The sequence below is a fragment of the Hymenobacter sp. M1-2 genome, from assembly GCF_057808495.1.
In genome coordinates this window covers 260,858-282,840 of the sequence record NZ_JBTYZO010000001.1, presented here as the reverse complement: position 1 = coordinate 282,840, position 21,983 = coordinate 260,858, and the positions used below count along the sequence as shown (strand labels likewise).

General features: G+C 60.3%; 17 protein-coding genes. 12 read left to right on the top strand and 5 right to left on the bottom strand.

Annotated features, from left to right (window positions below; translation table 11 throughout):
• Nucleotides 1–36 precede the first annotated feature (36 nt).
• On the bottom strand, nucleotides 37–1,830 hold the full coding sequence (locus tag ACYSMN_RS01190; RefSeq protein WP_488922002.1) for a hypothetical protein: 1,794 nt from the start codon (nucleotides 1,828–1,830) through the stop codon (nucleotides 37–39).
• Between the two features lie 804 nt (nucleotides 1,831–2,634).
• Between ACYSMN_RS01190 and ACYSMN_RS01185 the strand changes: the two genes are divergently transcribed.
• From ACYSMN_RS01185 to ACYSMN_RS01175, 3 genes are all read left to right on the top strand, one after another.
• Nucleotides 2,635–3,312 (top strand): dienelactone hydrolase family protein, encoded by a 678-nt coding sequence (locus ACYSMN_RS01185; protein ID WP_488922001.1) that lies wholly within the window; start codon nucleotides 2,635–2,637, stop codon nucleotides 3,310–3,312.
• A 179-nt stretch (nucleotides 3,313–3,491) separates the two neighbouring features.
• On the top strand, nucleotides 3,492–4,409 hold the full coding sequence (locus ACYSMN_RS01180) for a helix-turn-helix domain-containing protein (RefSeq protein WP_488922000.1): 918 nt from the start codon (nucleotides 3,492–3,494) through the stop codon (nucleotides 4,407–4,409).
• Nucleotides 4,410–4,516: 107 nt separating this feature from the next.
• Nucleotides 4,517–5,272, top strand: coding sequence for an SDR family oxidoreductase (locus ACYSMN_RS01175; RefSeq protein ID WP_488921999.1), 756 nt, complete (start codon nucleotides 4,517–4,519; stop codon nucleotides 5,270–5,272).
• A 606-nt stretch (nucleotides 5,273–5,878) separates the two neighbouring features.
• On the opposite strand, the gene tssD is transcribed toward ACYSMN_RS01175, so the two are convergent.
• The 4 genes from tssD to ACYSMN_RS01155 form a co-directional block, all read right to left on the bottom strand.
• Nucleotides 5,879–7,018 (bottom strand): type VI secretion system tube protein TssD, encoded by a 1,140-nt coding sequence (tssD, locus tag ACYSMN_RS01170; protein ID WP_488921998.1) that lies wholly within the window; start codon nucleotides 7,016–7,018, stop codon nucleotides 5,879–5,881.
• Between the two features lie 212 nt (nucleotides 7,019–7,230).
• A complete protein-coding gene (locus ACYSMN_RS01165; RefSeq protein ID WP_488921997.1) occupies nucleotides 7,231–8,088 on the bottom strand; it encodes a DUF5694 domain-containing protein in 858 nt (285 codons plus the stop codon).
• Between the two features lie 301 nt (nucleotides 8,089–8,389).
• Nucleotides 8,390–9,889, bottom strand: coding sequence for a GmrSD restriction endonuclease domain-containing protein (locus ACYSMN_RS01160; protein ID WP_488921996.1), 1,500 nt, complete (start codon nucleotides 9,887–9,889; stop codon nucleotides 8,390–8,392).
• Between the two features lie 147 nt (nucleotides 9,890–10,036).
• A complete protein-coding gene (locus tag ACYSMN_RS01155) occupies nucleotides 10,037–10,969 on the bottom strand; it encodes a carboxypeptidase-like regulatory domain-containing protein (RefSeq protein ID WP_488921995.1) in 933 nt (310 codons plus the stop codon).
• A 938-nt stretch (nucleotides 10,970–11,907) separates the two neighbouring features.
• On the opposite strand from ACYSMN_RS01155, the gene ACYSMN_RS01150 reads away from it, so the two are divergent.
• The 9 genes from ACYSMN_RS01150 (at nucleotide 11,908) to ACYSMN_RS01110 (ending at nucleotide 21,922) form a co-directional block, all read left to right on the top strand.
• A complete protein-coding gene (locus ACYSMN_RS01150) occupies nucleotides 11,908–12,963 on the top strand; it encodes an efflux RND transporter periplasmic adaptor subunit (RefSeq protein ID WP_488921994.1) in 1,056 nt (351 codons plus the stop codon).
• 258 nt (nucleotides 12,964–13,221) lie between these two features.
• A complete protein-coding gene (locus ACYSMN_RS01145; RefSeq protein ID WP_488921993.1) occupies nucleotides 13,222–17,700 on the top strand; it encodes an efflux RND transporter permease subunit in 4,479 nt (1,492 codons plus the stop codon).
• Entirely contained in the window at nucleotides 17,697–18,083 is a 387-nt protein-coding gene (locus ACYSMN_RS01140) for a DUF2147 domain-containing protein (protein ID WP_488921992.1), read from the top strand. The genes ACYSMN_RS01145 and ACYSMN_RS01140 overlap by 4 nt, the downstream gene beginning before the upstream one ends.
• A 45-nt stretch (nucleotides 18,084–18,128) precedes the next feature.
• Nucleotides 18,129–18,539: a DUF2147 domain-containing protein gene (locus ACYSMN_RS01135; protein ID WP_488921991.1), complete on the top strand. Its 411-nt coding sequence runs from the start codon at nucleotides 18,129–18,131 to the stop codon at nucleotides 18,537–18,539.
• Between the two features lie 37 nt (nucleotides 18,540–18,576).
• Nucleotides 18,577–19,254, top strand: coding sequence for a hypothetical protein (locus ACYSMN_RS01130; protein WP_488921990.1), 678 nt, complete (start codon nucleotides 18,577–18,579; stop codon nucleotides 19,252–19,254).
• A 26-nt stretch (nucleotides 19,255–19,280) separates the two neighbouring features.
• A complete protein-coding gene (locus ACYSMN_RS01125; protein WP_488921989.1) occupies nucleotides 19,281–20,534 on the top strand; it encodes an adenylate/guanylate cyclase domain-containing protein in 1,254 nt (417 codons plus the stop codon).
• Nucleotides 20,535–20,624: 90 nt separating this feature from the next.
• Nucleotides 20,625–20,951 carry a DMT family transporter gene (locus tag ACYSMN_RS01120; RefSeq protein WP_488921988.1) on the top strand — a complete coding sequence of 109 codons (327 nt, stop codon included), beginning with the start codon at nucleotides 20,625–20,627 and terminating at the stop codon, nucleotides 20,949–20,951.
• Between the two features lie 54 nt (nucleotides 20,952–21,005).
• On the top strand, nucleotides 21,006–21,290 hold the full coding sequence (locus tag ACYSMN_RS01115) for an acyl carrier protein (protein ID WP_488921987.1): 285 nt from the start codon (nucleotides 21,006–21,008) through the stop codon (nucleotides 21,288–21,290).
• A gap of 2 nt (nucleotides 21,291–21,292) precedes the next feature.
• Nucleotides 21,293–21,922 (top strand): hypothetical protein, encoded by a 630-nt coding sequence (locus ACYSMN_RS01110; RefSeq protein WP_488921986.1) that lies wholly within the window; start codon nucleotides 21,293–21,295, stop codon nucleotides 21,920–21,922.
• The last annotated feature ends 61 nt before the right edge of the window (nucleotides 21,923–21,983 follow it).

Here is a 21,983-nt window from a genome sequence, read left to right as displayed (position 1 = left end):
TTACGCTTAGCATCAGCCGGCAACTTAGCGTGTTTTTTAGTCAACGACCAGCTTATAACGTTGCGTTGCGCCCGAAACCGTCCGGGTGCGGACCAGATACAAGCCCGCGGGCAATTCCCCTATTTCCAGGCGATACTCGCGGGCGTTGAGGCGCACCACGTGGCCGCAGCTTCTGCTCAAATTGTCTGTGAGGACAGCAGCGGCCAGGTCTTCCCGGCTACGTACGAAAGCTTCCTGGCGGGCGGGATTGGGGTACAAAGCACCGGCCACGTTGGCTGGTAAGTTCACGGCCATCACCGTCGCAGTCCATTCGTAGGCGCCGAGGTCGGGGGCGCTGCCTAGGAAGGGCAGGCCCACGTCTACGCCCCGGTTCACGACGTAGCTAGTGGCGCTGCTCGGCCGGTAGTACTCGCCGGCTTCCGGACCCGCAACGGCTGGCAGAACATAAGGGCCGGGCAATGCGCCGCTCAAGCGCAAGCCTGGCGCCTGGTCCAGGAAGTTGGTTCCCACGCTGAGCCCAGCGGTGTTTTTGCAGTTGATTGCCAAATTGTTGCGGTATACAAACTTGGTGTTATCCGGGCCTTCGTAGGTATTGACGCCCGTGCGGCGGTCGGCGGCGGGCAGACTTACGGCCGGGTCGGCGTTGCCGATAAAGACGTTGTTGCTCACCTTCCAATCCTTCATGCCGGCGCCATCCCACACGTCTATCATCCAGCCCCCGGCGGCGGTAGCCAACACGGTATTGTTGGTGATGTGCATATTCTCCAGCTGCCCGCGGGCGTACACTAGCCCTAAGCTGCTGTTGCGCACCACGTTGTGCTCAATCCAGATCGGGCCGACCGTGCTGCCGCCGTGCTGGGTGTAGATGCGCCCGCCCGGTTTCTGCACGTCGAAGAAGTTGTGGCTGACGCGCAGGTGGTTGCGGGGCCCTTCGATGCCGTACGAATCGGTCATGTAATTGTCGTGCACCCAGAAACTGTAGGTGAAGCCTTTGACGTTCGGGTCTTCGCCCTGGGCAGGTTTAGGCAGGGACAAGCAGCGGTTGAAACGGTTGCGGTAGATGTTCACCCCCGCTTCATTCTCAAACGCCGACTCGATAGCAAACTCGCCCTTCACGTCGAACACGTTGTCGTAGATCTTCACGTTCTCATGGCCGGCAGCCTTGTAGCCGTAAGCATCATTGACGTTGGAAACGATATTGAGGTGGTGCAGCTCGGAGTTGCTCAAGAAGCACGAGCGCAGGCCTCCGCTCCACATGTTGCAGTCGTTGACGAGGCTGGCGTTTTCTACCAGGCTGTGGTGAAAATTGATAGAATCGGACAAGACCAGAAACAGACCCACCCAGCGAAAATCACGGACGACCAGGTTGCGCAGCTCTACGTCGTTGGCGTCGCGGATGTAGAAGCCGCCGTTAAGCAGCTGCGTGCGGCTGGTGGAGCGCACTTGCAGGTCGCGCACGGTCACTTTTCGCTTGTTCCAGATGTGGATGAGGTAATCCTGCCAGCCTTCGGCGGAGTAGTGCTGCGGGCCGCACACGGAGTGCGTAGCCACAAACGACGCAGCATTCGTGACGACGGTGGCCCCGCTGCCGCTGGCCCCCGCGCCCGCAATGGTTACGCCGTTCTTGGGACTGCTGGGCCGCGTTTCGGGGTACGTTCCGGCGGCCAGTTGAATGGTGTGGTTGCCGGCCGGCACTTGGTCGCAGGCGTGGGCCAAGGTGCGCCAAGCCGTGGCCGCCGTGAGCCCGTTGCCCGTGTCCGATCCGGTGGGCGCTACATAATAGGTGGTGGCTTGCGCGGGCAGCGCCACGCTCAGGGCGAGTACCAACACGCAAAACCAGTAGCTAACGCGGCGGATTAGCGGAAGGGAGAGGAAAAGTAGCGGCAATGGTCAATTGGTGTGAGGTGGAAGAACGAAAGGCGGCACGCACGTGCCGGCACTCCTAGCTACTCTGATACCTAACTACAGATAAACTCTTCCTCCGCTTTGCAAAGCGCGACGGAACCCAATTGCACTTTATTAGTAGCCGAAGCTGGCGCAAATTATACATTTCCAACAAACTTACCGCTGCACTTCACCAACGATTGAGTTTTAGCTTACCGCTCGCACTCGAAATTGGTGTTACTTACCTGAGAAGACTCGCAGCCTCAACGGCCAAATAGCCGCTGCGTCACCTCAGCTATAATATCTGAAATACTGCATAAGGCTCAAGGTCAGGTACAGGTGGTGGAAGCTATGGGAGCTTCCACCATCTGTACCTGATAGGAGCAGTGAGCTGGTGCTAATGATTTAAGGCTAAATAGTGTTTAAGCCTGGCTGTACATTGTCACCTTCACCTTGCTTATCAGGCAGTTAATTCACTGCTTACTTCCTCAACTTGCTCTTAACGAAAAGAACCAGCAGATGAAAAAAGCAGCCCTCCTCCTATCGGTAGTTATGGTTTTCCAGGCCGGATGGAAGCCGCGTCATAAGGCCTCTCCGCAAAGCACCGAGTCTAACCCAACGCGCCCAGCTACTGACCCAAAGGCTAATTTCTCATCCACTGCTCCCCCAAATCATTTCGCAGCGGCAATCAAAGCCGATTCTGTCCAATGGATACGGCTGGCCGTCGATGGGGGCATCCTACACGCGGCCGTGGCAGTCCCGAAAGGCAAGGGGCCTTTTCCGGCGCTTATTATCCTGCATGGCACGCATGGATTTGCGCAGGAGTATGTGCGGTTGGCCCAGCGCATGGCAGAGAAGGGCGTCGTGGGTGTTGCCGCTTGCTGGTTTGCCGGCCGGCGAGGAGCCGGCGTCCAGTTTATCACCCCTATCGACTACCCCGATGCCCCTCCTTTCCTGGATATACCGAGTTTAGAACGTTTCCGTCTGGCCCGCCAAAACATCGATTCGTTGGTTCGCCGCGTCAATACCTTGCCCAACGTGCGGCCCGGCCAGGTAGCTCTGTTTGGCCATTCACTAGGTACCGGAGCGGCCTTGGACTACGTGGTTACGCACCCGGGGAAGGCGCAAGCCGCCATTCTCAACTCCGGTGGCTTCCCGCCGGAAGTCATCCAACGGGCTGCGGCGGTGAACGTTCCAATTCTGCTCCTGCACGGCATCGCCGACAGCCCCGCCGATGCTGGTTCTTCGCTAACCACTATCGAAAAGGCCCGTCAATTCGAAGCGGCTCTGCGCAAAGCCAACAAAGCGGTAGAGGTCAAGTATTACGAAGGCAGCGGGCACAATGCTTTCTTCACTAATCCGGCCCAGTTTGATGACACCGTAGACCGCCTATCCGCTTTCCTGCGAACCATACCCGCCAAACGATAAGCTATTATAGCAACTACGACGAGAAGGCATAAGTACATGTATGGCACCCGAAATATGGGACTTACTACATCCAAAAACGGGCACTACAGGCGTTTAAAGCCGATTTTCAACCTCACAACTACTTTGCGGCAAGCTGGTATGTAAGTTGAGCAAACAACGCCTCTCCTGATCTTCTGATTATGCCCGAGCCAGTCGTATACCCTACCGTTTCCGACTTCTACCGCTCCATTGGCGTGGAAGTGGCGCAGACCACCGAAATGACCATCCACTGCCTTGATGGTCTGCACGGCCCCGGCCCGATGAAGTCACCGCCGTTCCGAGCCAACTACTTCGCCTTTCTCTTTATTACGGGCGGAGGCGGGCGGTATTGGGTCGACCAGCGAGAATTTGAGCTGGCTCCCCCGGTATTCTATTTCACCAACCCCGGCCACCTCAAAGCGTTTGAAATTTCCGCGCCCTGGCAGGGCTTCATCCTGACAGCCTCACATAATTTCCTCTCCCAACATTACCGCGGGGATGTGGGGCGGGACTTTTCCTTCCTGATGGCGCCCTCCACCCCTCCGCTGCACCTGACCCCGGCCATGACGCAGCGCTTATCCGACCTCTGCCAGCTTATGCAGCGGGAGTATACGGGCGCTTCTACCCTGAAATACGACATCCTGGGCAACCACCTATTGGGCTTGCTGCTCTACATCAAGGAACTACTCAGCGATTCGCAGTTCTACGTGCGCCCCCACGACCGGCCGGGTGAAATCGTGAACCGCTTCCGCCTGGCCCTGGACGAGCAATTTCGGGCCGTGCTAACTGGCCGCCGCAAGCACCTACCCGACGCCCAAGCACTGGCCGACCAGTTGCATCTGCACCCCAAGCATCTCTGCGCCACCGTAAAGCAGCAAACCGGACGCACCGTGGGCCAGTGGCTGACCGAGCGCGTACTAGCCGAGGCCCAGACACTGCTGCGCAATACCGATTTGCCCATCAATGAAATAGCCTACCGTCTGGGCTTTCAGGAGGCTACCAACTTCACCAAGTACTTCAAGAAGTACGCCGGCCAAACGCCCAAAGCTTACCGGAGCCAGGCCCTAGTAACCGGCTAATTCTGCCAGATTTACCATTTTTTCCGTTCAATGCACCTGTTCAGCGAGGGCGGGCGAAACGACCTTTGAATCAGTCAACTAGGACGTTTCACTAACCGCTTTTTCCTATGAACAACGGAGAAGACCTGACCGGCAAAGTAGCCCTCATAACGGGCGCTTCCAACAACATGGGCCGCCAAACAGCCCTTGAGCTAGCTAGCCGCGGCGCCTGCATCGTGGTGCACTATCACGCCGATGCCAGCCGCACGAAGGCAGAGGAAACCGTGGCCGCTATCCGGGCGCTGGGGCCCGAAGCCCTAGCCCTGCAAGCGGACCTCACCCAGCCCGCGCAAGTAAAGCAGTTCTTCCGCGACGCAAAAGCGGCCTGGGGCCACCTCGACATTGTGCTGAACACGGCCGGCGTGATGGTGAAAAAGCCGATGACGGAAGTCACGGAGGAAGAGTTCGACCTCATGTTTAACGTGCACACCAAAGCGGCTTTCTTCGTGCTCCAGGAAGCGGCCCGCGAAGTAGCCGACAACGGCCGCATTATCAACATCAGCACTACGCTCACCTCTGTCACTACCGGGTTATACTCAGTGTATGCCGGGGCCAAAGCTGCCGCCGAGCAGTTCACTAAGATGCTGGCCAAGGAAGTTGGGGCCCGTGGAGTGACGGTTAATTCTGTGGCGCCGGGTCCGCTGAACACTTCGTTTTTCTACCCCGTCGAGAGCGAGCAGTCCATTGACTTTCTCAAGCACCTAAGCGTGGCTGGCCGCCTAGGCGAAGTTAATGACGTGGTGCCGGTGCTGGCTTTCCTGGCCTCCCCCGCCGCACAGTGGATCACTGCTCAAACCGTACGCGTTAATGGCGGTATGGCGTAGCTATCCACTACTGCCCCCCCCCAAGCCACCGAACCCACAGCGGCCGGAGCTACGAGAGCTGCGGCCGCTTTTACTTGTCTTTGGCTCGTCCTCCGCTTCTGCTCTGTTGAAGACTCGCAGCCCTATATCTAGGAAGTGAAATAGACCACCACGGAGCGGATGCTGGGCACCGGCTTACCCCCCGCTCGCGCGGACTGCCAGCGTGGCATCGTTAGCAGATGGCGGCGGGCTATGGCGGGCAACGTAGGCCACACCTTGTCCGGGTCGGCTATCACGCGTGCCTCATGAACACGACCGTCTGCCCCAATCAGAAGCGTCAAAAAGACCCGGCCAGTCGCGACGATGCCCTGGGGCCAGGGACCGGGCAACTTGAGGTATTGTCTCAAGTTGGCCTCTCCCTTTCCAAACTGCGCGGGCTGTGTGAGACGAACTGGCAAAAGCATCTGGCGGCCCATCGTATCCACGTACGTGCGGCTGACCAGACTATCGCGAGCATCAAAACAGACAATCTCGACCACACGGCCTTGTGTGTCCTCAGTGCTCGGACAAGAATGCTTTTGCTGGGCGGAGGGAGTACCACACGCGCCCGCTAGCAGTAACCCTAGGCTAATGAGTATGCTTGTCCACATTACGTTCGGCTTCTTGAGTACGAGCATCAATTTGCTTTTGTAATGCCGTATTATAGTCGGATGTTGACGAGTCGGGACCCATATTTTGCCCATGCTCCCAGCGCTTTCCCTGAACTTTGAAACAAACATGGCCATACATTTCGTGGGCCAACGAAGAGGCCATTTTTTTTCGCATCAAACCGGAAGGAACAGAAGGATAGGATGTATTTAGCACGACTTGCATGTTCGGCCCTATTGCTTTACCATACCCGCCTGGAACATCTGGAACTAAAGTGACACCTGACCAACCGGATACCGTTTTTTCGTCGCTAAGGAAAGGGTATTTCTGTAGAAACTGGGCGTAGGTATTTCCTCCAGCTAGCCATTTCTTCTTATCTGCCCTCCAAATCCCTTCCCGTTCACTCTCATATCGCATATCCCCCATACTAATTGCCTTCCCGCCGCTGCTTTGCGTCTTGAATGTATTGCTAAGGATCACCTCCACCGTTTTTCCTGAATCCGTAATTGTCATCAATGCTTGGTAGTTGCCGCCTACCGGAGCCAGCGCCGCAGCGCCCTTATGCAGCAACTGCTTGTCGATGATGCCATTAGCGTCCAGCTTAACATACTTGGCTTCGGCGGGCGACAGGCCTAGTTTGATAATTTCCAGTGCTTGATTACCAATGGGCTTGACTCCTGTTGATACTGGCGGCTTTGCTTGTTGATGCTCCCGCGCCGCTGGTGGTACGTACTCCCCGCCCCCTCCCACGCCAGTCCCCATGTCTATGGGCGAGATACACAGCTTCAGCTTGGTGCTGGCCTCGTGGGTGGTGCCTCTGCTGTCGAACGACTCGCCGTGGCTGACGCAAAAAGCATCCGTAAACCACAGATGCCCCGCGGGAGCACCCGTGGCTGGGTCGGTCCAGTAGACGCGGCCCGAGAGCTGCTTGTGCGAGTTCAGGGCCCAGGCCAGAATGTCATCGAAGGTGCCGGTTACCCACAGGTCCACCCAAATGGGCCCCTTGGTCACCTTGCCCGCCGGACGACCCTTGGCCGTGATGGGCTGGTTGATCTGCCAGTCCACGCCGGCTGTCTCGTACTCACGCCCCTCCAGGTGTAGATATGCCTCAAACGCCATGTGTAAAGAGATGAAATGATAGAAATACTACGGCAGCAAGTATAGCCAATTATCTCCCCCATTCCACTAGCCCCAACCGCAGCTACGCGGTACTCGAAGCGCCAACAGGTGCAATACCACCCCAAGCCACCAAAACCACAGCGGCCGAAGCTACCAGAGCCTCGGCCGCTTCTCGTGGCTACCGTCTACCAATACCCCGGCAACAGCTGTCGTTACTTTTTCAGCACCTCTTTCAGTTCCTTCACGCGGAAGGCATCGTCGGAAGCCATTAGCTCCCGCATCAAAGCCGCGTGGCTGGAGCCCACGAGTACCATGATTTTGTCGTCGGTTGGCTCCAAGGCTTTTTGGATGATGGAGTACATGTACAGATTACGCCGGTACCACTCCGATACCACGAAGGCCCCCGTAAAGTCGTTCGGCTTGCCGGCTTGGTTTAGCAGGCCGATGTAAAACTTGTTGCTGAAGGCCACGCTTTCCTTGCTGTTGTGATCCAGCAAAAGCTGCGTGAGCGAATACGTTTCGATCTTTTTGTTCTGGCTGACCTCGTAGGCTTTGGTGTAGTCCTGAATGATTTTCATCAACGCGTCCTGCCGGGCGTTCCGCATGGCCTTCTGCACACTATCAAACGCGAAATTGGTTTTCCGGTAATCGATGGCGTGAATCCTCGGCAGCTTGGCCTTTTTTCCGGCTTGAAAGGCCAATTGAAAAATTTCGTTCTGCTCGTAAAAAGCCCGCAATGAGGGCTTAGGATTCTTGGCCTTGATGAAGGCGTTGTACTGGCCGCTGAGGTAGGCAGCGTAAAGCTCATCCAAGCCTTTCTGATCGTCTGCCTCCCATTCCACGAAGATTTTGTCCGGGCCAAACTCTTTGATCTTGTCGGTAATCTTCTCCAGCTCCGCCTGCACCGGCGCCGTCGTCACATCCAAGGTCTTCACCTGAGCTACGTCGAGTCCCGGGTTGTTGAAATGAAACGTGCCCAAGAGCAGCATCTCGACTTGTTTCGGCTTGGTTTGGGCGAAACCGCCGACTACCACCAACGAGAACCACAGCAACAATAAAGCTTTCTTCATGAACTTAAGCAGGCTAGAAAATGGAAAGAACATGGCTCCTGTCTCAAGCCACGGCAGTTTACGCCCCAGCGAGTGACAGCGGAGCCACCACCAAAGCTATTGCGAATCGACCAAATCATGCAGCTTGGCGGCACAACTTTCTAACCCTGCCAACCACTCCCCTTCTCTCCCCCAAAAGCAACGAAGGACTCTCCCGAAGCTTCAGCTGCTTTTCCTTCCCCGCTTATCCCAAGCCACCGAACCCACAGCGGCCGAAGCTCTAATAGCTTCGGCCGCTGTGGATTTGTTATGAAATTTCTCTCTATGTTGCTTGAGGTTCAGGTATTCTTAGTAATACTAAATCTTTCTCTAAGGCTGCAAGAATTTGCAACTGTGTTATTGGGAATAACTCAGGAGAAAGAGCCTCAGGAGAAACGCCACCACTATATTTGCTAAAAGTGGCTCCTATCTTTTTACGCTTAGAGCGAACCTTACTTTTATCACCATGATCAATGTCATGTCGTAAATCCGTTCTTAATGCATTTACATCCATAAAAGATTGAGGAAGAAATCCCTCAAGACGATTCCCCATACTTTCACGAAAGATAAAATAAAGGTTATCTATATAATCTTTGTAGTCAAGCAAATTCATGATCTGTTTTCTTATCTTAAGAAATGACCTTGTAGTTTTATTAGTAGATTTAAATAAGTCTTCGCCATATGTTGCTGAGTATTCAGAATTTATTTTTCCAATAATATCGAATATAGATTCACCCAACTCCTCTATTCTTGCAGCAATTCCACTCTGCGATATAACAGTTTTATCTAAAAGTTTCAATAAGTTTGGTGCTAGTTGGAACATCTTTCTGAATAGTACTTGCTGTCTTATAGCTGGCCCTGTTCTTACGTTTGCGCTTACAGATCTTTGAAAACGAACATAATCTATATCTGTGGCTTCTTGACCAAGCTCTATTTGAGTCGACAGTTCATTCATAAATTGTTCGAAGAACTTTTTCACATCAGCTTCATGACCAGACGCTTTTCCATAATTTACTAACCTTGCAACGAAAGTTGCAAAAGACTGCACTATTGTTCTATTTTTTAATAATGAACTTTTTTCCAGAAAAACTCGATCTAAATAGTCAAAAGTCGCTGTTAGCCTTTGCCCTCCAGAGGAAGATGATGAGAAGCTGTTATTTGCAATAAAAATACTATGTACATCATCGTACCTAAGCCCCGTGTCTATTCCTTCAAGCTCTAAACATGCGACTTTTGAAACTATATCAAAATGAGCATATCGAGTATCTGCGACTGCAACTTTCCTTTTAAAAAATGTATGCGAAGATAACTTTTTAACAAAGTCTCTTAGCTTACTGGGTACAGCGTTGAGCTTTTCGCTACTAGTAAGAGGCAAACCCTCTTGAAGACGTTGAAAAAATTCTCGCAGATCATCTTCGGTTGCTTGCTCAATCTCGTCAAATTCAATCTCATAATCATCAAATTCATCAGACGCAGTTAGAGGAAGCTCTTTATAGGTTTTCCCACCAAATTCTTTAGCTGATTCAGCTGTTAATGAAAGCTCATTATCAAAAAACTCAAAAATCGCGCTTAACCTTTGTTGACCATCGACTACTTCATATTCGTCCTTGCCAGTTTTCAACAAATAAAACTTCGGCAATTTCCACCCTCTTAATATGGTATCAATTAATTTCTGTTTTTTATTTTTATCCCATACCTCAGTCCTCTGCCAATCAGGAATTTCGTATCTATCACGGCGTTTGTAGAGTTTGTCTAGGGCTCGGCGCCCAAATGTCATCTTCATCGCATTAAGTCTGTAAGGTTCGGTGAAAAATAGAAATAAAACAGTTTATCCAAAAGGGTTTTGCCTTTTATCAACCGCCTTGTTCCATCTTTTCCCACAAAAAAACCGCCCACCACTCCAAGTGGCGGGCGGTTTGCTTTCCAGACACTACCCCACCGCTATCCGCGTCACCTGCGCATCCAAGCGCTTCTTCACCCCGGCCTCAATCGCCACGCCCGTTAGCTCCTGCCGCGCGATGCCCGTGCCGCTGAGCACCAGCGTGTAGGTGCCGGCCGGCAGCGGCAGCAGGTAGCGCCCCGCCTCATCCGTCACCGCGAAACCATCCCGGCCCGTGGCCTGCACCAGCACGCCCGCCACCGGCTGCCCGTCGGCGGTGCTGATGGTGCCGCGCGCCCCGGCCTGCCCCGTGCCCCGCACCAAGCTCAGCAAGTACTCCGTCTGAAACCGCCGGGCCAGCTCCGGCTCCTTGCGGAAAATGCGCTGCGCGTCCCGGTTCAGCTTCTGGTACCCCTCATACAGGGCCACCAGCTTCGCCTGCGCCGCCAAAGACCCGCCCTGCGCCTCCCCCTTCTGCGCCACGAACTGCCGCAGCAGCGCCCGCACGTCGGCCGCTTCCTCCGCCAGCTCCGCCGCGAAAGTCTCCGGCATCTCCCCCTTCGTTTGTAGCTCCGTGGCGTGTTCCCGCACGAAGCTCAGCGTCGCCGCTATCAGGCGCTCCGTGGCCGCCCAGTCCTCCCGCAGTGCGTCCCCGAACTGCTTGTAGCCCGCCGCGTCGCGCATGGTCTCGTAGGCCGCGCCGGGGTAGGCCTCCTCAATGTAGCCGTCCAGCAGCTGCCACGCCGCCAGAAACTCCTTGAGCTGCGTCGCCAGCTCGCCCCGGGTCCGCTCCGAAACCGACCCCCGCGCCTGCACGTCGGGCAATTGCTGCGCCGCCTCCAGCTGCGCCAGCGCCTCGGTCGCCAGTTCCGGCGTGTAGCTGCGCTTGTACGCCCCGAAACGCGGCTGAAGTTGTTGATACTGCTGCCACGCCAGCGGCAGCATAAGATACAGGTCACCCTGCGCCATTGGTAAATTAGCCATGCTTCACACGTGTCAAATGACTGACGCTTATGCGCCCGGCTAAATGTAGCGGTTGAGATTAAACTTCCAATAACACCGACTCAATAAAGGATTAATCCAAAAACGCCCCTCGTTTTCATCCCCTAAAAACACCTGTTTCGCCCCCCGAGCCCCGCCCAACGCCCCCGCGTCGGGTTCTATACCCCCCGCACCGCCTCCTACCCCCTCCCAGGTCCCTCCTACCTCCTCCCGATCCTCTCCTAGCCCCCTCGAACTGTTTCCTGCCCCTCCCGAACCGCCTCCTATACCTCCCCGAACGCCTCCTAAACCCTCCGAAACGCTTCCTAAATGCGTCGGATTGCTTCCTAAACCCGTCGGAACGCTTCCTAGATGCGTCGGATCGGTTCCTAAACCCGTCGGAACGCTTCCTAAACGCTACCCGGTATATCCAAAATCCCCACCCCCACATCCCCCCGCCAAGCTCACCCAATATCCCCCCGCCCCTGATATCCCCCCCCACCACAACCCCCAAGTCAGTTAAAGCTGTTTAAGAAGCCCCCAACATTCACTAGCATGTCATGCTGGGCCTGTCGAAGCATCTCTACCGCTTCGAGACCCCCCCAAACAAAGCGGCAGAGATGCTTCGACATGCGGACGCCAGATCGAGCATGACCAAGCATGACGTCCTTTTGACTTCCTAAACGGCTTCAGTATATACCTCCACTTACCTACCTGCCTACCTACCCATACACCAATTATCGTCAGGCTCCCCCTCTCCCCTAGGAGAGGGGGCCGGGGGGTGAGGCCCCACCAGAACACCCCCCCCACCTACTCACCCAATCACCTACCCTCCCCACACTTCAGCCCCCACTTTCGACACTTCCGCCACTTTCCGCCTCCGTTTGTAGCCCGCTAACCGGAGTTTTGACCTGTCTTATCACTGTTGCAAAGCTCCCGTTATGAAGTTCTGGAAAGTAGCCCTCGTGGGGGTGCTCGTATTGGCTGGTGTGTTTTACTGGCTGCTGAGCCGGCAGGAACAGCAGGCCGCGCAAACCGCCCGCCTCCAGGCTCCCCTGCCCACCACGGTGGCCGTAGCCGCCGTGCGCCCCCGCACCCTGGCCCCCACCACCGAGTACCTGGGCCAGACCCAGCCCCTGCGCGAAGTGCAGATGACGGCCACCACCCAGGGCATCGTGCAGCAGGTGCTGGTGCAGCTCCATGGCACCGTGCGCGCCGGCCAGCCCCTGCTCCGCGTCGATGCCGCTCAGCTCCGCGCCTCCCTGCTCGCCGCCCAGGCCACCCTGCGCAAAGCCCAGCTCGACCTCCAGCGCCAGGAGCAGCTGCTGGCCGAAAACAACGCCCCCCGCGCCGACGTGGAAGCCGCCCGCCTCCAAGCCCGCAACGCCGCCGTGCAGGTGTTCAGCCTGCAAAAGCAAGTCCGCGACGCCGTGGTGCGCGCCCCCATCTCGGGCCAGATCAGCGAGAAAACCATTGAGCCCGGCATGTTCATCGCGCCCGGCACCGCCCTGCTCACCCTCACCGACGTAGCCGCCGTGAAAGTGGTGCTGCAAGTGCCCGAAGCCGAGCTGCACGAATGGCAGCCCGGCCGCCGCCTGCCCGTGCAGTTCGAAGCCTACCCCAATGCCTCCTTCACCGGCACCGTCCACCACATCGGCCTCAAAGGCGGCGAAGGCGGCCGGTTCCCGGTGGAGCTGCGCGTGCCCAACACCCGCCGCGCCACGCCCCTGCGCGTCGGCCTCACCGCCCGCGTGCGCCTCACCACCGACTCCACCACCCAGCTCACCGTCCCCCGCACCGCTCTCCTGACCCAGCAGCGCGAGCCCGCCGTGTTCGTGCTCCAAGGCCAGCGCGTGCAGCAACGCCCCGTCCGCCTAGGCGCCAGCTTCGGCCCCCAGGTAGCCGTCCAAAGCGGCCTAGAAGCCGGCGAGCAAGTAGTCATCAGCGGCACCAACACCCTCCGCGACGGCCAAACCGTGCAAATACCCAAGCTCTAAACCCCAACTAGAGCTAAGGCTACATACTAGCTCCCCTCCTCAGATGAGGAGGGGTGGCCGAAGGCCGGGGTGGTTGACAATCGTTGAACAACTTTTTAAGACTAGAGCTAGAACTCGCCCCGACGAAACAACGCTCCGGTCAACCACCCCGGCCTTCGGCCACCCCTCCTTTCCAAGGAGGGGAGCTAGAAACTAAATCTAAAGCTAGTCCCCCCTCTCTGAAGGAGAGGGGGCTAGGGGGTGAGGCCCCCACATCCCATGAACCTGACCCAACTCTCCATCAACCGCCCCATCCTGGTCATCGTGCTCTTTCTGGTGCTGGGGCTGGGCGGCATCTTCGCCTACACCCAGCTCCGCTACGAGCTGCTACCCAACATCGGCACGCCCTTCGTAACCGTGTCCACGCCCTGGCCCGGCGCCTCGCCCCAGGAGCTGGAAACCTCCGTTACCAAGCCCGTGGAAGATGCCGTGGCCGCCGCCAGCCAGGTGAAGCGCATCACCTCCCAGTCCCTGGAAAACGTGTCGGTCGTGACGGTGGAATTCCGCGCCGGCACCGACGCCGACCTGGCCCTGCAAGACTGCCAGCGCCGCATCAACGAAATGGTATCCACGCTGCCGGCCGGCACCAAGTCCCCCAGCCTGAGCAAGTATTCCCTCTCCGATTTGCCCGTGCTGCGCCTGGCCGTGTCCAGCCGCCTCTCGCCCGAAGCCCTCGGTGACTTGCTCCGCACCCGCATCCGGCCGCGCCTGGCCCAGCTGCCGGGCGTGGGCCAGATCACCTTCATCGGCCTCACCGAAACCGAAGTGCACGTCAACCTCGACGCCCGCCGCCTGCGCGCCCTCGGCGTGCCGGTGCAGCAGGTAGTGGCTGCCCTCAGCGCCGCCAACCTCAACGTCCCCGCCGGCACCCTCGACGATGAAGACGCCCGGTTTGCGGTGCGCGTGGTGGGCAAGAGCGACGACCTGGCCGGCCTGCGCGACCTCGTGGTGCAGGTCACGCCCAACGGCCGCCAGATCAAGCTCCGGGAAGTAGCCACCCTGGCCCTGGGCCGCAAGCGCCTCGAAAACCTCAACCGCTTCAACCAGCGAGCCGCCGTGGGCATACTCGTCTCCAAGCAGTCGGCCGCCAACAACGTGGAAGTGAGTGAAACGGTGCGGGCCGAGCTAACCCAGATCGAGCAGGAAAACCAGGCCGACGCCCTCCGATTCGCCGTTGCCCAGGACGGCTCCGAGTTCACCCTGGCCGCCTCCCACGCCGTGTACGAAGACCTGGGCCTGGCCGTGCTGCTGGTGGCCCTCGTGATGTTCGTGTTCCTGCACTCGCTGCGCAGCTCCATGATCGTGATGGTGGCCATTCCGGCTTCGCTGCTCTCCACGTTCGGGGTGATGCTGCTGATGGATTTCACTCTGAACCTGCTCACCCTGCTGGCCCTCTCGCTGGTGGTGGGCATCCTGGTCGACGACTCCATCGTGGTGCTCGAAAGCATCTACCACCAGCTCGAACACGGCCTCGAAAGACGCGAAGCCGCCCTCAAAGGCCGGGCCACCATTGGCTTCGCGGCCATTGCCGTAACGCTCGTCGACGTGGTGGTGTTCGTGCCCCTCTCGCTGGCTACTGGCCTGGTGGGCGACTTGCTGCGGCAGTTTTCGCTGGTGGTCGTCGTCTCCACGCTGTTTAGCCTGCTGGTCTCGTTCACCCTCATGCCCATGATAGCCTCGCGCTTCGGCAAGCTCGAAGATCTGAACGATCCTTCGCTCATGGGCCGCTTCGGCCGCTGGGTAGAGCGCGGCTACGAAGCCCTCTCGGCCCGCTACCGGAGCATTCTGGAGTGGAGCCTGCACCACCGCAAAACCACCTACGTCTCCATCGTGGTGCTCTTTGCCGCCGCCCTGGCGCTGCCCGTCATGGGCCTGGTAGGTGCCGAGTTCATCGCCCCCACCGACAAAGGCGAGGTAACCGTGGTGATGCAGCTGCCGGAAGGCAGCACCCTCGAAGAAACCGACCGCGTCACCAAGCAGATCGAAACCGCCCTGCGTAAGCGCAAGGAAGTGGCCCGGGTGTTCACCAACGTGGGCGCCAACCCCGACGGCCTGGTGGGCCTCTCCTCCACCAACACCGCCGAGCTCAATGTCACGTTCGTGCCCCGCGACCAGCGCACCCAGAACCTGCCCGAGCTGGCCGCCGAAGTCAAGAGACTGATTGCCAAATTCCCCGGCACCACCGCCCGCGTGTCGCCCATCGGCATCCTCGGCTCTGGCGATGCCGCCCCAGTGCAGGTCATCGTGAGCGGCTCCGACCGCGAAGAAGTGGAAACCCAGGCCGGCCGTGTCCTGGCAGCCCTGCGCGGCATTGCCGGCACCGCCGACGTGCGGATGTCGGGCCAGAGCCGCCGCCCCGAAGTGGAAATCAACCTCGACCGCGAAAAGGTGGCCCGCTTCGGCCTCAACACCCAGGAAGTGGGCGCCACCGTGCGCACCGCCCTCACCGGCTTCGACGACCTGAAAGTGCAGCGCGGCGACCTCTCCACCACCCTGCGCGTGCAGTTCGAGCAGGCTGACCGCGCCCGCACCGACCAGCTGGCCCACGTGCCCCTCATCAACGCCCAGGGCCAGCTGCTGGAGCTGCACCAGCTGGCCGCCGTCACCAACACCTTCGCCCGCGCCGTGCTCGAACGCAAGGACCGCGACAACGCCGTGACCGTGTTTGCCCAGACCGTGGGCCGCCCCACCGGCGATATCGGCCAGGACTTGCAAAACGCCGTGGCCAAGCTCAACCTCCCGCCCAGCGTGCGCCTCACCTACGCCGGCGACCTGGAGCTGCAAGGCGACTCGTTCGGGGCCCTGGGCGTGGCGTTCGGGGCGGCCATTCTGCTGATGTACCTCGTGATGGTGGCCCTCTACAACTCCTGGCTCTACCCCTTCGTGGTGCTGTTCTCGATTCCGGTGGCCTTGGTGGGCGCGCTGTTTGCCCTGGCCATCACCAGCAAGTCGCTCAACATCTTCTCCATTCTGGGCCTGATTATGATGCTGGGCCTGGTGGCTAAAAACGCCATCCTGCTCGTGGACCGCGCCAACCAGAACCGCGACGAAGGCCAGTCCTTGCTCGAAGCCCTGCTCGAAGCCGGCACCACTCGCCTCCGCCCCATCCTCATGACCACGCTGGCCATGGTGCTCGGTATGTTGCCCATTGCCCTGAGCACCGCCCCCGGCGCCGAGCTGAAAACCGGCCTCGCCTGGACCCTCGTTGGCGGCCTGAGCAGCTCCATGGTCCTGACGCTGGTGGTAGTGCCGGCCGTGTACCTGAGCTTTGCCAGCATGCAGGAGCGGTTGAGCGCCTGGCTGGCCGCACGCCGAGGCGGCAGCACTGCCCCCGCCGCAGCCACGGTGCTCGTGTTGGCGCTGCTGAGCGCCAGTGTCGCGCCGGCCCAACCCACGCCCGCCGCCCCGCAAGCCGAGGTGCGCCTGAGTCTGCAAGACGCCGTGGGGCGCACCCGCGAGCAGAATGCCTCGGTGGAAGTGGCCCGCCTGGAGGTGCAACGGGCCCAGCTCGGCCGCACCGCCGCGGCCCGCGCCAGCCTGCCCACCCTCAACGCCGTGGGCCAGTACACCCGCAACTTCAAGCCGCCAGTGTTCTTCTTCCCCGAGTTCGTACCCGACCCGGTCACGGGCCAAGTGGGCTTCTCCACTACCCGCTTTCAGGCCGTGGAAGCCTCGGCCAAAAACGCCTACAGCGCGGCCCTCAACGCCAACCTGCCCCTCATTCAGCCCGACCTGCGGGCCGGGCGCCAACTGGCCGGCACCGAATTGCAGCTCCGCGAGCAAGCCCTGCGCGGCACCACCGCCCAGCAAGTAGCCGACGTGAAGCGCCTCTACCTGCGCATTGTGCTCACGGAGGGCCAGCAACGGGTGGCGCGCCAGAGCCTGGCCCACGCCCAGCAGCACCTGCGCGAAGCCCGGGGCCAGCACCGCCAGGGCCTCGCCATCGACGCCGACACGCTCCGGGCTTTCGTGCGGGTGGCCAACATCCGCCCCACCATCAGCCGCCTCGAACGCTCGGCCCGCGCCCTCAAAGCCGACCTGGCCACCCGCCTCGACTTGCCACCCGGCACCCTACCCACCCTCACCGACTCGCTCACGGCGCCCACCGTTCTGGCCGAAGAAGCCACCGAAGCCGCCGCCGTAGAGCAGGCTCTAACGCACCGCTCCGAGCTGCAGCAAGCCGAGCTGACCATGCGCCTGAACCAGCAGCAGGTTACGCTGGAACGCACCCGCGGCCTGCCGAGCCTGGCTGTTTTCGGGCAGCTGAGCACCAACTCCCAGGCCCAGGACTTCCGGTTCCGGGAGTACAACTGGCCCCGCACCACCTACGCCGGCGTGCAGCTGAACGTGCCCCTGTTCAACCCCGTCAACCGCCTGCGCACCGAGCAGGCCCGGGTGGCGGCGCTGCAAGCCGAGCAGCAGCGCCGGGCCCTGGCCACCCAGGTAGCCGGCGAGGCCCGCACCGCCGCCGCCGCCCTCCGCGACGCCCGCGAGCAGCTGGCCGCCCAGGACCTGACCGTGCGCGCCGCCACCCGCAGCTACCAGCTCGTGCGCAGCCGCTGGCAGAAAGGCGTGGCCAAGTGGACCGACCTCGCCGACGCCGAGGAGGAACTGACGCAGGCCCAGGGCAACCGCCTCCAGGCCCTCTACGACTACCACGCCGCCCTCGCCGACGTGGAGTTGGCCACCGGGCAATGAGCTGGCTGCTGATGGTTTGCCTGGGGCTGCTGGGTCTGGGCCGCCCCGCGCCGGAAGTGGTGGAGGGCGTCTGGCTGCGGCCCCAGCGCGAAAGCAAAGTGGAAATCTGCCGGGAGGGCGGTGCTTTCCTGGGGCGGCTGACCTGGTTTCGCTGGCCCGCCAACGCCCACAGCCGCGGCTTCCGGCTCCAGCAGCTGGTGCTCTACGCCGCCGCTCGCCCCAACGGCCACCTGCGCGGGTGGGTCTACGACCCCGAAACCGGGCGGGCCCACCGGGCCACGCTGCTCCTGCGCGACGCCGCCCACCTGCACCTGCGCGTGGAGTGGCACGGCCTGCCCACCTACGACGAAATCTGGACCCGCGTCCCGGACCCGGCCCTGTAGTACCCGCTTCTGCCATCTCCTTTTCACCTTTTTCTTACTGTACTTATGAAAGCCTTGCTCTTGACCTCCGCGCTGCTGTGCAGCTTTGTTTTCTCCTTCAACCCCGCGGCCGTGCTCGGCGTCTGGACCGATACCGAGCAGAAAAATCGCGTGGAAATCACCCGCCAGGACGACGTGTATACCGGGCGCTACGTGGGCTTCCGGGACCCGGCCGCGGCTCGCAAAGAAGGTATGGAGCTCAACGAAGTGCTGTTTCGGAACATGCAGCCCAACAAGGACGGGCTGGAAGGCGAGGTGCTGGACCCCGAATCGGGTAAGGTCTACAAAGCCACCCTGCACCCCCTCGATGCCAACCGCCTGCAGCTAAAAGTAACCGTGATGGGCGTAACGGCCCACACTGAGGTTTTCACCCGCGTGTCCGCCGTAGCCACGCCCACCACAAAAGCGCGCCCGTAGCGGTTCTGCCGCTTTCCTCCTCTAGCCTGGTCATCCTATGTTGCTTCTCTCCTTTCATCGCGCAGTTTCAGCCGCTGAAGATCCTGCAAGCCGCCCGGCGCGGCCGTTCAAGCAAGTTCATCTACTGCTGCTGGCCTTGCTGCTCGGCGCCGGCCCGACGCTGGCCCAGAAACCCAAGTCAGAGATTGGCACCGGCTTCGGAGTGGGTCCTAGCTTTCCGGTGGGCAAGTTCCGGGGCAACGCGAGAAACGGCTTCGACTTCGCCACCACCTTCGACTACGCCTTCGAGAAGGCGCACCCGCTGTGGGTGCGCATGACGCTGGACGTGGCCCAGTACAACTTCCGCGACCAGGTAGACTTCGCCGGCACCCAGAACGAGCTGGACATCAACGGCTCCATTAACTCGCTGTTCGCCGATATCGGCCTGCGCCCGCAGCTGGGGCGCTTCTCGCCGTTCGTGTATGTGGGTGGGGGCGCTGCTTACCTGTCCTCGTCGAAGTTCAAAAGCCAGCAGAACGGCCAAAGCGTGACGGCTGGCCGCGGGAGCAATTTCACCTACGTGCTGCACACCGGCGGCGGCCTGGAATACGACCTCAAGCGCAGCAAGCTGACGCCCTACGTGGAAGGCTCGCTGCTGGCCCTGCCCGATGCCCGCCTGAACGGCCAACGCTTCCTGTTTTTCACGCCCCTACTCGGCGTGAAACTTCCCATCTAAGCTCTTCTTGCCTGCAGCTACCCGCCATGAAAACGCCCGCGAACCGACGCCATCTGCCGCCGCGCCCGGCCCCCCGGCCCACCCGGCACCGGCTCGCTCACGCCCGGAGCCTGGCTCGGCACCGCCGGGCGGGCAACCAACGCAGCACCCTCAATGGTCTGAAAAAGACACTGCGCACCGGCTGGCGGCAGTTGCGCCAGGCCTGGCAGGCGCCGTTGCAGCGCTACCACCTCCGCGCTGAGCTGGCCATTGCCGCCGTTTTCACCACATTCTTGCAAGTGCTGGCCCTGCTGCTGCGCGGCCCCGACTTCATTCAGTTTATTGCCATTGTGCTGCTGGGCCTGCCGGTGGGCATGTTGATTGGAGTGCTGGAAGTGCGGCTCTTTCCGCGCTTTCTAGCGCGGGTGCGGCTGCCACTGGCCATAGCCGTGAGCTTGGCCCTGCACCTGGTGGCCCTGGCGGGCTTCGTGGAGCTGGCGCAGACCCTGGGGCCTATGTTGTCGGAGTTGCCCTTGCTCTGGTCGGCGGCGCCGGAAATCGACTCCTGGGACCCGTTCGTGCCGGGTAGCTGGGCCTTCACCCAAATGCTGCTCGTCTATACCCTGGCCCTGATAGGCACCACCACCCTGCACCAAATAAGCCTGATAGTGGGGCCGCGGGTGCTGGCGGGTGTGCTGCTGGGCCGCTACCACCAGCCCGTGCCCGAGCACCGCGTGTTTCTGTTTCTGGATGTGAAGGACTCCACCGTCCTGGCCGAACGCCTCGGCGAGCGGCGCTACAGCCGCCTCATCAGCGACTTTTTCTACGACCTCAACGCGGCCGTCGTGGCGGCCCGCGGCGAGATTTACCAGTATGTCGGCGACGAGGCCGTGGTGACCTGGCCCACGGCGGCAGGCATCGACCAGGCCCGCTGCCTGCACTGCTTCTTCACGCTGACCGCCGCGCTGCGGCGCCGTCGGCTCTACTACCTGCGCCGCTACGGCGTGGTGCCCGAGTTCAAGGCCGGCGCCCACCTCGGCCGGGTCATGACCACCCAGGTCGGCGACGTCAAGCGCGACATCGTCTACCACGGCGACGTGCTCAACACCACGGCCCGCATTCAGGCCACCTGCAACGCCCTGCACAGCCGCTTCCTCATCTCCGAAGACTTGCAACAGCGCCTCGGTCCGCTAGAAGGATTTCGGATGACCACGCAGGGCCAGATAGCGTTGCGCGGCAAGCAGCACCCGGTACGGCTCGTCGACGTGCAGCCGGCTTTCAGCATCAGCAGGTCTATTTAAACGAGCCATTTACGCTTTTGTCAGCAGTTCCGTCAACGGCGAAAGGCATCCACTACCTCACCCAAAACCCAGCTTTCACCTCTTTGCTCTATGACACACTGGATCCTACTGAGTCTGTCTATCCTGCTGGAAGTGGCGGGTACCATGTGCATGAAGCTGTCCGTAGGCTTCACCAAACCCCTGTACGCCGTCGGCATGGGCTTGTGCTACGCCGCCTGCTTTGCCTGCCTCACCCAGGCCATCAAGCACCTGGAAGTAGGCCAGACCTACGCCATCTGGGCCGGGGCCGGCACCGCTCTCATTGCCGTGGCCGGCGTGCTGTTCTTCGGCGAAGAAATAAGTGTGGGCAAAGTGGTGTCCCTGCTGTTCATCATTGCGGGCGTGGTGGGCCTACGCCTCTTCGACGCGGCTCACTAAGTCCCGGCTGGGCGGCCCTAGCCCGCAAACGTGCCCAACTCCCAATTCCCTCTCATGAACAATGCCATCTACCACCGCATTGCCCGCATCCTGACCCGGCAGCTCATGCTGCCCCACCACGCCGTGCGGCCCCAGGCCCGCCTGGCCCAGCTCGACCTCAACCCCGTAGAGCGCAACGAGCTATACTGCGACATTGAGCAGATTTTTCACCTCGATATTGACGACCAGGAATGGCGGCGGGTTGAAACGTTGCGCGGGCTGGCAAGCTGCGTGAGTCGGCACCTGGGCCTGCGCCGCCTGGCTGCCCAGCGCCAGGCGCACCAAGCGGCTAGGCAGTAGCCATGCAGCCGTTTTGGGGCTGGATAACCACCGGCAACCTACTGCTGGGGCTATGGCTAAGCAGCTGCTCGCCCCTGCCCACCGCGAAACAATTTTCCTCCGGCGCTACTGCCCGGTCCAACCGCCCAACTGCCCCGGCCGTGCCTCACCCTGGTAGCGTTACGGCTTGCTCGCCGATAATGGTGCCGGCCGCCGCAAACGGGGCCGTGGAGCACCTGTACTGCCGGCCGGGCCAGCGGGTAGTGAAGGGGCAATTGTTGTGCAAGCTATTAGGCCAGGACCCTGCTCGCCCACAATCGTGGCTGCCGGTGTTCGTGGAGTCTCCCGTGACGGGCACGGTGGCCCGGCTGGTTGTCGGCAATGGGCAATTGGTGCGGGCGGGGGCGCCCCTGGTCTACCTCATTGATAATGCGCGGCTGTGCGTGCAACTGGCGCAAGCACCGCGTGCTGCATGTTTCCGGCCGGGCAGCCTCGTAACCGTCCAATTTGCTACGAAGCCAGTTAGGGTGCTGCCCGGCCGGGTGGCGCCTAAGCGCTCCGAACCGCGGCCCGCAACCACGGTAGAAGTGGTGTTGGACCAGCCGCTAGCCTCGCGGCCAGCGCGCACCGCTTATTTATTTTCGCGGGAATAGTCTTGTCTCACTTTCCGTCGAAGCGAGCTTTTCTCCTGACTTTCCAGCATGGCCGCATTCC